This is a genomic window from Nocardia sp. NPDC056611 (genome assembly GCF_042792755.1).
Lineage (GTDB): Bacteria > Actinomycetota > Actinomycetes > Mycobacteriales > Mycobacteriaceae > Nocardia.
In genome coordinates, this window is sequence record NZ_JBHTVV010000005.1 from 84,359 (window position 1) to 98,680 (window position 14,322).

The following is a 14,322-nucleotide window of genomic DNA, read 5'->3' on the forward strand; positions in this document are numbered from 1 at the left end:
CCGAGAACAGCCATGGAGGACACCATCCACACCGACCCGACATCCGCGGCCGACCCGGCATCCAGCACGGCACGACCGGCATCCGCGGAGATGCCGGCCGGGCCCGCGGGAACGGCAGGCGATGTCGGCGGCAGCGCCGGAGCGGCCGGACACGGAGCCCGCGCGGGCGGTGCGGCGGAATCGAGTCCGATTCGATTCGCGGATCTCGGTCTGCCGCCGGTGCTGGTGCAGGCGCTGCGGCGGGGCGGGATGGATTCGGCATTCCCGATTCAGGCCGCGGTCATTCCCGATATTCTCGCGGGCCGCGACGTGCTGGGCCGGGCCGCCACGGGGTCGGGCAAAACGCTGGCGTTCGGGTTGCCGATGCTGGTGCGGCTGTTCGGTGCGCCCAGCGCCCCCAAGCGGCCGCGCGGTCTGATCCTCGCGCCCACCCGGGAACTGGCGATCCAGATCGAAGCGGCGCTGGACGAACCCGCGCTGTCGCTGGGCCTGCGCCTGGCCACCGCGGTCGGCGGGCTCCCGATCAAGAAGCAGGAGGAGCGGCTGGCGCGCGGCGTGGACGTGGTCATCGCGACACCGGGCCGGTTGACCGACCTGCTCGGGCGGAAAGCGGTGCAGCTGGCCGATATTCGGGTGGTCACCGTCGACGAGGCCGACCACATGGCCGAACTCGGCTTCCTACCGCAGCTCACGGCCCTGCTGAACAAGGTGCCCGATGACGCGCAGCAGCTGTTGTTCTCGGCGACGCTGGACGAGTCGATCGACGGGCTGGTGCAGAAGTACCTCCGCGAGCCCGCCACCCACGCGATCGGCGCGACCACGGCGAAAACCGCACCGGCGGGCACGGATTCGGCCGCGTTCGGGACGAGTTCGGCGTTGGGCGCGGATTCGACCACGCAGCACCCGGGTTCGACCACGCCGGGCGCCCCGGCCATGGGCGCGGCGTCGCGGGGTGAAGCCTCGGCCCTACTGGGAGCGGGCTCTCCGGGCATGGGCGCTGCCGAGGCGGGTACCGGTCCGACAGCGGCGGCCACGGGTTCGAGCGCGGTAGACGCTACCGCCACGGGCGGCACGGTCGTCGGCGGGTTCGGGAGAGTAGCCGCTGGACCCGATATCGCCCACTACGCACTGCATGTGCGGCGGCCGGACAAGCGGGCGGTGGTCAGCGAGATCGCCGCGCGGCCGGGGCGGACGCTGCTGTTCGTGCGCACCCAGCACGGGGCGGACAAGCTGGCCCGCAAGCTGCGGGAGATCGGGATCGGCGCGGTCGCGCTGCACGGCGGAAAGGCACAGAACCAGCGCACCCGGATGCTCGCCGCGTTCGCCGACGGGACCGCGCCGGTGCTGGTGGCCACGGATGTGGCGGCGCGCGGGCTGCACATCGACGATGTCTCGCTGGTCGTGCACGTCGATCCGCCCGCGGACCCGAAGGACTACCTGCACCGCACCGGCCGGACCGCGCGGGCGGGCGCGTCGGGCACGGTCGTCACCATCGTCACCCCGGACGACCGGGAAGAGGCAGCGCGGCTCGCGGAGCGGGCGTCGGTGACCCTCACCGATGTCGAGGTGCGGCCGGGCGATCGCCGGCTCGTCGAGATCACGGGTGCCCGGCGCCCGAGCGGCCGTCCGATCGCCGATCCCTCGGCCCCGCCCGCGCCCGAGCGGAAGGCCGACAAGGAGCAGCCGCGGTTCCGGCAGCAGCGGCCGCAGGGCGAGAGTCGCACGCACAACAAGAAGCGCAAGCCGGGTGCGGCCCGGCGTTCGTCCCGCTGAGCGGCGACACGTTTGTAGGTTCCTACGACACGCGCAGGCGAATCGAGCGGCGTTTCCGGCAAATCCGACGAGATTGAGATAACTCGGGGACCGAAACAAGGTCTAGCAAACGTTTAGCAAACGTCCGACGGCTCGGGGCGGGCACGTTCAGGACTCCTGCGACGGGCCGACGAGAGTAGACGCCATCCGTTCGAACCCGCTGCGGCCCAAGCCGATCGACAGCGGCCCGGCGCAGGCGGCGAGGAACCGGCCGCGAGACCCGCCACCCTCACCGCGTCCGCGCTCGGCGGTCAGATCAAGTCGGGGTTGCCGTCGATGACCTTCAGCTTGTATTCGAAACGGTCGATGCGCCAGCCCTTTTCGGTGCGCCGCAACCCCAGCACGTAGCTGCCGACGAACCAGCGGGTGGCGCCGCCGGTGGCGTCGTTCTTCACGTGCACGGCGATGGCGTCGGCGTGCGCCAGCGCGGTATCACCGGTGATCTCGATGAGCTGATTGCCCGCCTGGTGGTGGACGGCGTCCAGTGCGCCCAGCCCGGCGGCCCAGGCGTCGACGATGTCGCCACCGGGCTGCGGCCCGACCGGACCGCCGAAACCGTTGTCGAAGAACACCTCCGGCGCGAGCACCGACTCGCGCAGGTCGGCCCAGCGGGCCTGGTCGCAGTAGACGAAGAGTTTGGTGATGGTGTCGCCGACGTCCAGTCGATCGGCGAGCGCCGCAAGATCGGTCACGCTCGCGAACGCTAGGACACCCCGATTCGCGCGGCAATCGGAATTTCCTTGGCAAGTCGCTGGCGAACGCACAGCATTCAGCTACCATGGTCCAACGTGCAGTTTCTTCCCGGGCAGACCCCGCCCTATGACCTGACCTACGACGACGTCTTCCTCGTCCCCCGCCGGACGGATGTGGCGTCCCGTTTCGATGTCGACCTGTCCACCGCGGACGGGACCGGCACCACCATCCCCCTCGTGGTCGCGAACATGACCGCCGTCGCCGGCCGCCGCATGGCCGAGACCGTGGCCCGCCGCGGCGGCATCGTGGTGCTGCCGCAGGATCTTCCGATCCCGGCGGCCGCCGACACCATCGCCTTCGTCAAGAGCCGCTCGCTCACCGCCGACACCCCCGTCGTGCTGGATCCCGAGCAGTCGGTGTCCGACGCGCTGGCGCTCATCCACAAGCGCGCCCACGGCGCGGTCGTCGTGGTCGAGAACGGCAAGCCGGTGGGTGTGGTCACCGAGGCGGCCTGCGCCGACGTGGACCGTTTCGCCCGCCTGAGCACCATCGCCGACGCCAACTTCGTCAGCGCCGCGGCCGATGCCTCGCCCCGCGACATCTTCGATCTGCTCGAGGCCAAGCACGCCCACCTGGCCGTGCTGGTCCACGCCGACGGCACCCTCGCGGGCGTGATGACCCGCACCGGCGCCATCCGCACCGGCATCTACACCCCGGCCACCGACACCGCGGGCCGGCTGCGCATCGCGGCCGCGGTCGGCATCAACGGCGACATCCCGGGCAAGGCCAAGGCCCTGGTCGACGCGGGCGCCGACGTGCTGGTCATGGACACCGCGCACGGCCACCAGCAGAAGATGCTGGAGGCGCTGGCCTCGGTGGCGGCGCTGGATCTGGGCGTGCCGCTGGTCGCGGGCAATGTGGTCTCCGCCGAGGGCACCCGCGATCTGATCGAGGCGGGCGCGGACATCATCAAGGTCGGTGTCGGCCCCGGCGCCATGTGCACCACCCGCATGATGACCGGCGTGGGCCGCCCGCAGTTCTCCGCGGTGGCCGAATGCGCCGCGGCCGCCAAGGAATTCGGCAAGCACGTGTGGGCCGATGGCGGCGTCCGCCACCCGCGCGACGTGGCGCTGGCGCTCGCGGCCGGCGCGGCCAACGTGATGATCGGCTCCTGGTTCGCGGGCACCTACGAGTCGCCCGGCGACCTGCGCACCGACCGTGACGGCAACCGCTACAAGGAGTCCTTCGGCATGGCGTCCAAGCGGGCCGTGGCGGCCCGCACCGCCACCGACTCGGCGTTCGACCGGGCCCGCAAGGCGCTGTTCGAGGAGGGCATCTCGTCCTCGCGGATGCGCCTGGATCCCGAGCGTCCCGGTGTCGAGGACCTGATCGACCACATCACCTCCGGTGTGCGCAGCTCCTGCACCTACGCGGGCGCGCGCACCATCGGCGAGTTCCACGAGCGCGCCGTGCTGGGCATCCAGTCGGCCGCCGGTTTCGCCGAAGGCCGTCCGCTGCCGTCCGGTTGGTGATCGTTCCCCGTTAGTACTGCACAACCCGAACCCGGCGGGTCCGCTCGGATCCGCCGGGTTTCGTGTGCGCGGACCCCGTTCGGCGTGTCACGCCCGGTCGCCGCCGGACGATTCCCGGCGACCATCCACTGTGATACGGCCCCGCCGTGCGGAAACCGGTGAAGCCGCCCGGTAGCATGGCCTGACCGGACCCAGGAACTGGGTATCCGTGGCGTATCTCCGCCAGCAACCCCTGCGAAAGGAACCAGTTGTCACCCGCGTCCCAGGGCGCTTCACAGGAGGGCTCCTCTACCGAGCCGGGTGACAAACCCGGCTTCCCCGCAATACCGGCTTCGGAAACGGCCGGGTGGTGCTGACCGTGTCGGTTCTGCTCACCATTCTCAGTCTGCTCGGATTCATCGCTCTGACCGTCGGCACGGCGTTGTTCGTGGCCGCGGAATTCTCGCTCACCGCTCTGGAACGCTCCACCGTGGAGGCCCACGCCCGTGACGGCGACCGCCGGGCCCGGCAGGTGCGCCAGGCGCATCGCACGCTCTCGTTCCAGTTGTCGGGCGCTCAGCTGGGCATCACCATCACCACCCTGATCACCGGTTACATCGCCGAGCCCGTGCTGGCCCGGCTGCTGGAGCCGATGCTGAGCGCGTTCGGGCTGGGCGCCGGGACCGCGCAGGGCATCTCCCTGGCGCTGGCGCTGATCATCGCCACCTCGCTGTCGATGATCTACGGCGAGCTGGTGCCCAAGAACATCGCCATCGCCTCCCCGCTGGAGACCGCGCGCTGGACCGCGGGCCCGATGATCGCCTTCTCCACCGTCTTCAAGTGGATGATCAATTTCCTGAACGGGGCCGCCAACTGGGCGGTGCGCCGAATCGGCATCGAACCGGCCGAGGAACTCCGGTCGGCCCGCTCACCGCAGGAATTGGGTTCGCTGGTGCGGACTTCCGCGCTGCACGGGGCGCTCGATCAGCGCACCGCGCAGGTGGTGGATCGGTCGCTGCAGTTCGGCGACCGCACCGCGGAGGAGTTGATGACGCCGCGCATGACCATCGAAACCCTCGATCAGGACTGCACTCTCGCCGATCTGATCGACGCCGCGCGTGAAACCGGGTACTCGCGGTTCCCGGTCGTGGACGGCGATCTCGACAACACGCTCGGGTTCGTGCACATCAAGCAGACCTTCGTGCATCCGGTGAAGGATCGCCGCCAGATCACCTTGAAGTCCATCGCGCAGCAGGTGCCCGTGGTGCCGGCCAGCCTGGACGGCGACGAGGTGCTCGAGCGGGTGCGCCGCGACGGCATGCAGGTGGCGCTGGTGGTCGACGAGTACGGCGGCACCGCGGGCATCGTCACCATGGAGGATCTGATCGAGGAGATCCTCGGCGACGTGCGCGACGAGCACGACGAGGAGGAACTCGATGTGCGCCGCACGGCCAACGGCTGGAACTGCTCGGGTCTGATGCGCATCGACGAGGTGTCCCGCACCACCGGATACGACCCGCCCGAGGGCGAGTACGAAACCTTGGGCGGCCTGGTCCTGACCCGTCTGGGCCGGATCCCCGAAACCGGCGACGAGGTGCTGCTGCCCCAACCCGGCAACAGCCAGCTCGAGCACACCCACACGCGAGGCGGCTGGATCGCCACCGTGGAGCGCATGGACGGCCGCCGCATCGACCGCGTCCTGATCCGGCCGATCGACGCCGAGGCCCTCGCGATCTGGGAGCAGACTCATGGGTGACCTGTACGCCGTCCTGTTGACGTTCCTCCTGTTGCTGGGCAACGCATTCTTCGTCGGCGCGGAGTTCGCGTTGATCTCCGCGCGCCGTGACCGGCTCGAAGCGCTTGCGGCGCAGGGCAAACGCAGCGCCAATACCGTGATCGAGGCGGGCCAGAACCTGTCGATGATGCTGGCGGCGGCGCAGCTGGGCATCACCATCTGCTCGATCCTGCTGGGCCGGGTGGGTGAGCCCGCGGTGGCGCACCTGCTGGAGAAGCCGTTCGATCTGCTGGGCGTGCCGGATTCGCTGCTGCATCCGATCTCGTTCGCGCTGGCGTTGACGATCGTGGTGATCCTGCACATCCTGCTCGGCGAGATGATCCCGAAGAACATCGCGCTCGCCGGTCCGGAACGGATGGCGCTGCTGCTGGTTCCGCTGCATTTGATGTGGCTGCGGCTGGCCAAGCCGTTGATCGCGGTCTACAACTTCGCGGCCAATATCTCGCTGCGGGCATTGCGGATCGAGCCGAAGGACGAGCTGGATTCGACGGTGTCGTCGGACGAGCTGGCCGAGATGTTCGGTGAATCGCGCTCCGAGGGGCTGTTGGACGAGGAGGAGCATCGTCGCCTCACGCAGGCGCTGGGCTCGAGCGATCGGATCGTCGCCGATGTGATGGTGCCGCTGGCCAAGGCCCGCTCGGTGCCGTTGCGCGGCGACGGGACCACTCTCGGTGACATCGAATCCGCTGTCGCCGAGACCGGTTTCTCGCGGTACCCGGTCCGGGCGGACGACGGTTCGCTGGTCGGCTACCTCCACGTCAAGGATGTGCTCGATCTGACCGCCGACGAGGACGCGGGCCCGGGCACTCCGATCCCGCGCACCGATATCCGTCCGCTGCCCACCGTCAGCATGGGCACCACCTTGTTCGAGGCGCTGGCCCGCCTGCGCCGTACCAACTCCCACCTGGGGCGTGTGGTGGACAGCCGCGGCAATACGGTCGGCATCGTGGCCCTGGAGGATCTGGTGGAGGAGTTCGTGGGCACCGTCCGCGACGCCACCCACCGTCTCGCCGAATGATGAACACCCGCATCGATTCCCCCGTGCTGTCCGGTCCCGCGTGGCGGGACCGGGCGGCCGCCCACCGCGCCCGCGTCGACGCGCTGCTCGGTCCGTACCTCGACCGGCGCGCGGCGGGCACCAAGCACCCGGTGATCGACTTCCTGTTCACCTATTACGGCAACAAGCCCGCCCAGCTGAAACGCTGGCACCCGGGGTTCGGTGTCGTGCTGACCGATGCCGAGGAGTACACGGGATCCCGCGGCTACCAGCAGATCTCGGTGGACTCCCCCGACGGAACGCCCGTCACGGGCTGGACCGCCGATCCCGCCTTTCTCGAAAAGCGCCGCGACACCATCGAATTCGTCGCCTCCCTGTTGTCCGCGACCGCCTCCCGTCCGGCTCAGCTGTCCTGCTTCGGCCTCCACGAGTGGGCCATGGTCTACCGCACCGACGATGTCCGACACCAGCAGGTCCCGCTCCGCCTGGGCTCCGCCGGCACCGACGCCGTCGTCGAATCGATGCAGATCCGCTGCACCCACTTCGACGCCTTCCGCTTCTTCACCCCCGCGGCCGTCCCCCTCAATATCGAACCCCTCACCCGCGACTCCCAGATCGCCCGTGAGCAACCCGGCTGCCTGCACGCCAATATGGACATCTACAAGTGGGGCTTCAAACTGACCCCCTTGATCAGCTCCGACCTGCTGTTCGACGCCTTCGAACTGGCCTGCGCCGCCCGCGAGCTCGACATGAAGGCCAGTCCCTACGACCTGCTGGACTACGGCTACGAGCCGATTCGCATCGAAACACCTTCCGGCCGAGCCGAATACGTTCGCGGCCAAGCCGACATCGCGGCCCGATCCGAACTCCTGCGCACCCGCCTGCTCGACGCCGCGCGACACCTGCTGAGCGTGTAGGCGCGAATGGCATCCCGGATTCGATGCGTTTGCGAACAAATGATATTCGTGACCGGTATGACGGTTTAGTCCTGCTTCCGAATGGCGCTGACGTGCACTATTATCAGGAAATCTCGACTGCGCACTGGCCGATTGGCACATTCGACTACAGGTTCGGACGGCTAAGGAATTTGGGGGGCAAGGTTGGATAGGGCACCTGGTCGGCGCATCTGACAGGAACAGTGCCACGCATCCGTCCCAGGTCGGCGGATCGCCCACCGTCGTCATATTCGACAGTTCCTGCTGTCGTCGGCGCGTGCCCGCGCCCAATTAGAAGACCAACTGGCCTCGTTCACGAACGACGGGGGGATTGCCAGGGCTCCGAGGTGCCGCCCCACCTCGAATGCAGCCCGATAAACGGAATATGCGACACGCCGTTTATTCAGAATGCTCGTTCGGCGACGCACGCAACCGATTCTTTTCGCGATCACGCGAATTCTCGAAGGGTGCGCATCTGCTTTCGACAGAGGAGGCGCATAGCTATGACACGGGATCAAGTCGCCCAAGCGATCATCGCGGAGGGGCAGCGACGTGGAATCAGCCAGCGCGGCATCGTGATCGCACTGGCGACGGGGCTCGTCGAGTCGAACTTGACGATCTACGCGAATCCCGCCGTGCCGGAGTCCATGCAGCTCGAACACGATGCCGTGGGGACCGACGGCTACTCGGTGGGCGTGTTCCAGCAACAGATCCGGCAGGGCGACAACGGCGAGTACTGGTGGGCGGATTGCGCGACCTGTATGAACCCGACCACGTCGGCAGGGCTGTTCTACGAGCGACTCGCGAGGCTGGACTACAACGGTCCGGATTCACCCGGTTCGTATGCCCAAGAGGTGCAGCGGTCGGCGTTCCCCGATCGCTACGACGAACGCATGTCCGACGCCCAGGAGATCTATGACCGGCTGGCTTCGGTGTCGCCGGGTGGGGAACCGACGGAGAGGGAACTCCCCTACGACAGGTCGATCGTCCCGCAGGAGAGGTTCTTCTGGTGCGGTCCCGCCGCCACCCAGATCGTGTGCAATTCGTGTGGAGTGAATCTCTCCGAGCAATATTTGGCCACCGAGATCGGGACCACCGAGAACGGGACCGATTACGTCGGTTTGATCACTCCGGTGCTGAACAGGATTCTCCCCGCCGCGAAGTATGTCGACACGTACATGCACGACGATCCGCCGACCGGCGCCCAGAAGGACCGGTTGTGGAAGGACATCGTCGGTTCGATCGATGCCGGCTTCGGCGTCGTCGCAAATATCGATGCCCCGCCGAACAACTACCCGCAAGGCGTCAAGGGTTCGGTATCGCCCGTCTACGGCGGCGGTGAAGTGTTCCATTACATCGCGTTGATGGGCTATGACAGCGCCTTCCCGCGTGCGGTGTGGGTCGCCGACAGCGGATTCAGCCCGTACGGGTATTGGATCGGCTTCGATCAGCTCGCGACACTGATCCCCCCGAAGGGCTATACCTCGGCGACCGCGGCCCCGATGCCCACCTTGCCGATCGGAGACGTGTGGATCCAGCTCTTCGGCGACGGCGGCAACAACACACCCGGCACGGGATGGCCCCAGCTGGGCGGGCGAACCCTCGTCGACGAATTCGCCGCGATCGGTCAGAAGCTGAAGATCAGCCGCTTCGCGGCTCCCACCACCGCGGTCAATGTGCCGTTCCCGGCGGGCGTCGACGGTCAGGTCCGCGACGTGTGGATCCAATTCTTCGGCGACGGCGAGGACTTCACACCGGGAACGGGATGGCCGCAGCTCGGTGGCCACACCCTCGTCGACGGTGTAGCCGCTATCGGCCAGAAGCTGAAGATCACCGGCTTCGGGGCTCCCACCGGTGCGACCAACGTGCCCTTCCCGACCGGCGCCGCGGGCCAGATCCCCGACGTGTGGATCCAGCTGATGGGTGTGGGCGGCACCGGCTGGCCGCAGCTGGGCGGTCACACGCTGGTCGACGGCGTCGCCGCCATCGGCCAGAAACTGACCATCGACGGCTTCGCACCTCCCGCCGGCCCGACCCAGGTCTCCTTCCCCGCCCGGATCGCCGACCAGGTCAGGGACCTCGAGATCCAGCTGATGGGCATTACCGGCAATGGCTGGGCGCAGCTGGGCGGTCACACTCTCGTCGACGGTGTCGCCGAGATCGGAAAGGCGACCAAAACGTCTTGACGCGCACGGCGTAGCACTGCCCGAGCGGGGCGGCCGTCAACGGCGACGGCCGCTCCGGCGCGATAGCGGCTACCGGGTGAAACTCGTTGTCACTCAGCAGTCATCGCGGGCCATCCTCCGCCGCACCCATCCACCATGCTTCGAGCTCGTCTTCTTCGCAATACTCCGGCGGCGTGCGCAGCCCGGAGGGCAACTCGAAGGTCGTCGCGCCCGTCCGCAACGCGATCGCCCGAATCTCCCTGAGCGCGGGCATCTCCCAAGGCTCTTCGGTATGGAAGTCCGGCAGCAGGGTGGTCGGTCCCAACGCGTGCCATGTGGCGATCACCCCGATCTCCCCTTCGGCTTCGGCCGCGAGCACGACCTCACGAACCACATCGGCCAACGCCACGCGCCGAAGCGGTTCGGCGCCGGTCCCCGCGATCAGCCCGACCTCCACCGCACGCCGCCACAATGCCGTCCCCGCATCGCAATACAGGTGCGGCGGATCCACGTATCCCTCCTCGAGCCACGCGTCCAGCCGCGACCCGTCCTCGTCGTCATCCACCGCGATGTCCGCGAGCGCCGTGAATTCCTCCAACCCGTCGAAGAACTCACGCCGCCCCGGATAATCCGGATGCGCATCGATCCCGAATCGAAAGCAGTAATCCCGGGCCAGCAAGATCTCCATCACCCTGAACTGCGTGAACGAACAGTCATACCCGCCCTGAAACGAGTACAACTCCCCGAACCAATCCCGAACCCGCCGATCCGCCCCCGGATGCCGCGCATCCAGCACCCGAACCGACCATTCGACCAGATCCTCGATCTCGTGCATCGACACCCGCGCGAGACTACCGGCGAGGGAGGACAGCACCATGGCACAACCTGTTCCGAATGCCGGAATCAGTGGGCACCACGCGACGTCTCGGGGTGCTCCCCACCAGAGGCGAGGCCGTCAGCGGGGGACGGATCGGTGGGTATCGGCACCGCCCGATTGCGGAACGCGGGCAATCCCACTGCGTCAACGCTATACCCGATGCCCCGGAGCTAGGATGGATGGACAGTTTTCACCGCTGCCGAACCCCTGTCCATGCACCCTCGGGCGGTCTTCTCCAGTGGCCACCGAGAGAGGCAATCGGGCATGGGCCGCTATTGGCATACCACCGACGCCGTGGTCGTCACCACGTTCCCCACCGCGAGCGCAGACACCGGATTGGACTGGGCCGCCGCTGTGAAGTCCATACCCAGCCTCGATTCGCCCAGCATGCGGGCCTGGATCGCCGACCACGACAACACCGCCGACGCCCGGCCCAACCGCACCATCGTCACCCCCAACGACGGCTACCCGGACCGACTCCACCACTGGCCCCATCGCCAGGTCTGCGTCCCTCCGAACGACTACATCACCTTCATCGCGATGCTGGCCAAGTTCACTCACGCGGAACCCCGGGATCGATGAACACGGGGTTCCACATCAAACCCGTAGCCCCGTCAGTGGCGAAATCAGCCGCAGGCCGGGGAGGTTTGGTTGGCGAGGGACAGGAGGTTGCAGATCCAGTCCTTCTGGACTTTCCATTTGCCGTCTTCGGCGACGAAGGGGACGACGGCTTGTTGGGGGGCGCCGCCGCCGATGGCGGCCTGGGCGTCGGCGGTGAGGGTGCCGTTGCCGAGGTCGACGACGTTGGTGACGGTGATGGAGGCGTTGTTCTGCTTGTAGGCCTCGATGATTCGGGTCGGGAGGCTCGGGTCGGCCTGCATGCCCTGCATGAGGTCGAGCTTCTCGGCGTCGGGGACGGCGGGGTCGAGGACCTTCTGCATGGCGGTGTTCAGCTCCGTGGCGGACGGGGCGGGCGGGTATGCCTGTCCGGCGGCCGTTTTCGACGTCGAGGACTTGGCGGGCGTGTGGCCCGGGTGCTTCTCACCGCTGCCGCATGCCGACAGACCGAGCACGGTCACGACAGCCAACGCCACCACGGCGAAACGTCCACTCTGACGGAGCTTCACTACACATCCTTCACACATTCCGAATACTTCTGTCACACAAGATGACCGTGAGAGGCTCCCGGAACAAGTCGAGGGGGCACTTTCAGTCCGAACCCTCATAATTGCCGCCGATCATCGCGACCGACCGCGGGTAGGTTGGAGCGGTGGCGGATACACGGGAACGGGTCGAGCGTTTCCTGCGTGATCTGGGCGCGGACCGGATTCCGCATCCCGGGGGCACGCTGATGACGCATCTCGCGCGGGTCGCCGACCTGCTGGCGCAGTGGGGCGCGGACACCGATGTCCAGTACGCGGGGCTCTGTCACGCGATGTACGGCACCGATGGATTCGATCGGTCGCTGCTCGAGGTGTCCGAGCGGGCGAAGCTGGCGGCCGTGATCGGTTCGCGGGCAGAGGAACTGGTCTATCTCTACGGCAGTTGTGACCGGTCCGCGGTGTATCCGCGGTTGGGCGCGACGCCGACCGTGTTCACCGACCGGTTCACCGGCCGGGAACACGACGTGGACGACGCCGCGCTACACGCGTTCCTGGAGATCACCGCCGCCAACGAGTTCGATGTCATGGTGCACAACACCGAACTCGCGGCTAGGCACGGAGCTTCTCTGTATCAGCTGTTCGCGCGCGCCGCGGATCACCTGTCGCCGGCGGCCCTGCAAGCGTGGCGAAACCACTTCGGGCCACGGTGATCCGAGGCGTTTCCGTCGCGGATGCCGTGCAGAGCCGGAAGAGCAGCAGGAAGAGGCAGTCGATGAGGAACGGGACTGCCAGGAATGCCACGGCGGGGGCCGCGATCAGGAGGAAGCGCAGCCATTCCCTGGGTCCGGCGCCCGCCATGCGGCCGCCGAAACGGACGGCGGCCCACATCATCCACCGCTGAGGGGTGGAGACGCCGCATTCACGGAGCATGCGGCGGAAGATGCCGTCGGCGTCGGAGCGGCCGACGGGTGCGACCTCGCACAGGTAGTCGTGCAGGATCGCGGCGCGCGTGTAGGCGCCGTAGCGGGGGATCAGCCAGATCAGGGGCCGTGGGACAGAAGCGAAGTCGGTGATGAAACCGACCGGCACACTGAAGGTGTCGGCGGCGGCGCGGTAGGTCAGCGGTGCTTGCAACCGCCACCTGATCGCGTCAACCTCCTCGACGACCACGGCTTGTTCACCGAGGAACGGCATCGAATCCTCCTCGGCGCGATGCGGTGCGGTCGGTCATCGGGGCAGTTCCTGGTTCAGGGCGCCGGCGAGCGCTTTGCAGTGGCCTTCGGCGAGGTAGGCGGTGGTGTGCCGGCCGTCGGTGAGGTAGCCCTTCATCCAGGCCAGCGCGCCGCCCCAGTCCTGCCATCGATCGAGGTTCCACCACGGCTGCATGCTGCGGTTCGTGGCGGTGTCGATCATGTGCTGTGCCCAGCGCGTGGCGGCTTCGGGGGAGCTCAGCGAATAGAACTCGGTCATATCGGCTAAGCTGCGCAACGGGTTTCCCGCCGGAAGCGACGTGATCGGGTCGCCGGCGGCGGCGACCCACCAGGTCGGCAGCCCGGTGTCGCGTTCGCCGGAGATCCCCCACCCGCCCGGGTCGATACCGACGCACCGGCCGCGTGGACGAGAAGGGTCGGCGATCAACGCCACACCGCGCACATCCAGTTCCGGATGCTGTCCGGCCGAGATCTCGGCCGCGACATCGCCCGCGATCTGCGCACCCTGCGAATATCCGCCGAGCACAACGGGATTCGGGCTCGCTCCGATCGCGCCGAGCAGCGCCTCGCGCCCCGCCGCGCGACTGTCGGCGTAGGTGCCGGGACTGCCGTACTCGGCGGGATAGTCGACGATGCGGGTGGTGAATTCGGCGGGGTCCAGGTCGTGCAGGAACTGCTCGCTGATGTTGTCGCCGCCGTGCGGCAGAAGGTGCCGGGCACCATGAGAACGTCGATCATGACCGCACTCCGGAACGCGTGGTGACGATTCCGCAGGCGGCGGCCAACTCGTCGGGCGACAAACCGTCGGCACTGTTCATATCGCAGGGGCCGAACGGGTCGCAGCCCTCCGGCAGTCCACCGCCCCACCCCTGCCCGTCGGTGTATTGATGCGCGACCTGCCCCGGCAGTTGCGGATCGTTGCCGTAGCCCGCCGCCACCACGCGCAGTCCCTCGGGACGGGTGGGCCACAGGGACGCGAAGTCGGAGGCATTGGCGTACCCGATGACCCTCCGTGGATCACCGAGCCAGTCGGCGGCCGCCCAATAGGCGCGATTGATCCCGTCGGATTGGTCGCCGGACGGATTGCCGCCCTGTTCGACGTCGAGCATCACGATCATCCGCGGATGCGGTCCCCCCGCCTTGGTCACCATGTCGATGCAGGTCCGCACCGTCTCGTGCCAATTCGGACGCCAGTAGAAGTAGACGATGAAGCACGCCAGTCG

14 protein-coding genes are annotated in these 14,322 nt (G+C 67.8%); 8 read left to right on the plus strand and 6 right to left on the minus strand.

The window, feature by feature from the left end; all coding sequences use genetic code 11:
- Positions 1–12: 12 nt before the first annotated feature.
- Complete coding sequence (locus ACFRAQ_RS25850) at positions 13–1,773, plus strand: DEAD/DEAH box helicase (RefSeq protein WP_379103978.1); 1,761 nt, start codon at positions 13–15, stop codon at positions 1,771–1,773.
- Between the two features lie 290 nt (positions 1,774–2,063).
- On the opposite strand, the gene ACFRAQ_RS25855 is transcribed toward ACFRAQ_RS25850, so the two are convergent.
- The gene (locus ACFRAQ_RS25855) at positions 2,064–2,504 is read right to left on the minus strand and encodes a nuclear transport factor 2 family protein (protein ID WP_379103981.1); all 441 of its coding nucleotides are present in this window, start codon (positions 2,502–2,504) and stop codon (positions 2,064–2,066) included.
- Positions 2,505–2,600: 96 nt separating this feature from the next.
- Between ACFRAQ_RS25855 and ACFRAQ_RS25860 the strand changes: the two genes are divergently transcribed.
- The 5 genes from ACFRAQ_RS25860 to ACFRAQ_RS25880 all read left to right on the plus strand — a co-directional run bounded on the left by ACFRAQ_RS25860 (position 2,601) and on the right by ACFRAQ_RS25880 (position 9,929).
- Positions 2,601–4,037 (plus strand): GuaB1 family IMP dehydrogenase-related protein, encoded by a 1,437-nt coding sequence (locus ACFRAQ_RS25860; protein WP_379103983.1) that lies wholly within the window; start codon positions 2,601–2,603, stop codon positions 4,035–4,037.
- A gap of 358 nt (positions 4,038–4,395) precedes the next feature.
- Positions 4,396–5,772 carry a hemolysin family protein gene (locus ACFRAQ_RS25865; RefSeq protein WP_379103986.1) on the plus strand — a complete coding sequence of 459 codons (1,377 nt, stop codon included), beginning with the start codon at positions 4,396–4,398 and terminating at the stop codon, positions 5,770–5,772.
- On the plus strand, positions 5,765–6,829 hold the full coding sequence (locus ACFRAQ_RS25870; RefSeq protein ID WP_379103989.1) for a hemolysin family protein: 1,065 nt from the start codon (positions 5,765–5,767) through the stop codon (positions 6,827–6,829). The genes ACFRAQ_RS25865 and ACFRAQ_RS25870 overlap by 8 nt, the downstream gene beginning before the upstream one ends.
- Positions 6,829–7,725 carry a 3-methyladenine DNA glycosylase gene (locus ACFRAQ_RS25875; protein WP_379104937.1) on the plus strand — a complete coding sequence of 299 codons (897 nt, stop codon included), beginning with the start codon at positions 6,829–6,831 and terminating at the stop codon, positions 7,723–7,725. Before ACFRAQ_RS25870 ends, ACFRAQ_RS25875 begins: the two co-directional genes overlap by 1 nt.
- Before the next feature lie 521 nt (positions 7,726–8,246).
- Entirely contained in the window at positions 8,247–9,929 is a 1,683-nt protein-coding gene (locus ACFRAQ_RS25880; protein WP_379103992.1) for a C39 family peptidase, read from the plus strand.
- A gap of 100 nt (positions 9,930–10,029) precedes the next feature.
- Here ACFRAQ_RS25880 and ACFRAQ_RS25885 read toward each other — a convergent pair whose 3' ends face one another.
- Positions 10,030–10,785 (minus strand): hypothetical protein, encoded by a 756-nt coding sequence (locus ACFRAQ_RS25885; RefSeq protein WP_379103994.1) that lies wholly within the window; start codon positions 10,783–10,785, stop codon positions 10,030–10,032.
- Positions 10,786–11,049: 264 nt separating this feature from the next.
- Between ACFRAQ_RS25885 and ACFRAQ_RS25890 the strand changes: the two genes are divergently transcribed.
- Positions 11,050–11,367, plus strand: a complete 318-nt coding sequence (locus ACFRAQ_RS25890) for a hypothetical protein (RefSeq protein ID WP_379103997.1) — start codon at positions 11,050–11,052, stop codon at positions 11,365–11,367.
- Positions 11,368–11,411: 44 nt separating this feature from the next.
- On the opposite strand, the gene ACFRAQ_RS25895 is transcribed toward ACFRAQ_RS25890, so the two are convergent.
- Positions 11,412–11,912 (minus strand): hypothetical protein, encoded by a 501-nt coding sequence (locus tag ACFRAQ_RS25895; protein WP_379103999.1) that lies wholly within the window; start codon positions 11,910–11,912, stop codon positions 11,412–11,414.
- 143 nt (positions 11,913–12,055) lie between these two features.
- Here ACFRAQ_RS25895 and ACFRAQ_RS25900 point away from each other — a divergent pair, with 143 nt between their 5' ends.
- Positions 12,056–12,598, plus strand: a complete 543-nt coding sequence (locus ACFRAQ_RS25900) for a DUF6817 domain-containing protein (protein ID WP_379104001.1) — start codon at positions 12,056–12,058, stop codon at positions 12,596–12,598.
- Here ACFRAQ_RS25900 and ACFRAQ_RS25905 read toward each other — a convergent pair.
- Genes ACFRAQ_RS25905 through ACFRAQ_RS25915 form a run of 3 tightly spaced genes read right to left on the minus strand, consistent with a single transcriptional unit; the run spans position 12,498 to position 14,250 of the window.
- Positions 12,498–13,082 (minus strand): DUF1353 domain-containing protein, encoded by a 585-nt coding sequence (locus ACFRAQ_RS25905; protein WP_379104003.1) that lies wholly within the window; start codon positions 13,080–13,082, stop codon positions 12,498–12,500. The two genes, ACFRAQ_RS25900 and ACFRAQ_RS25905, sit on opposite strands and share 101 nt — an antisense overlap.
- Before the next feature lie 33 nt (positions 13,083–13,115).
- Positions 13,116–13,910, minus strand: coding sequence for an alpha/beta fold hydrolase (locus ACFRAQ_RS25910; protein WP_379104006.1), 795 nt, complete (start codon positions 13,908–13,910; stop codon positions 13,116–13,118).
- Positions 13,834–14,250 (minus strand): hypothetical protein, encoded by a 417-nt coding sequence (locus tag ACFRAQ_RS25915; RefSeq protein WP_379104008.1) that lies wholly within the window; start codon positions 14,248–14,250, stop codon positions 13,834–13,836. Before ACFRAQ_RS25915 ends, ACFRAQ_RS25910 begins: the two co-directional genes overlap by 77 nt.
- Positions 14,251–14,322 lie beyond the last annotated feature (72 nt).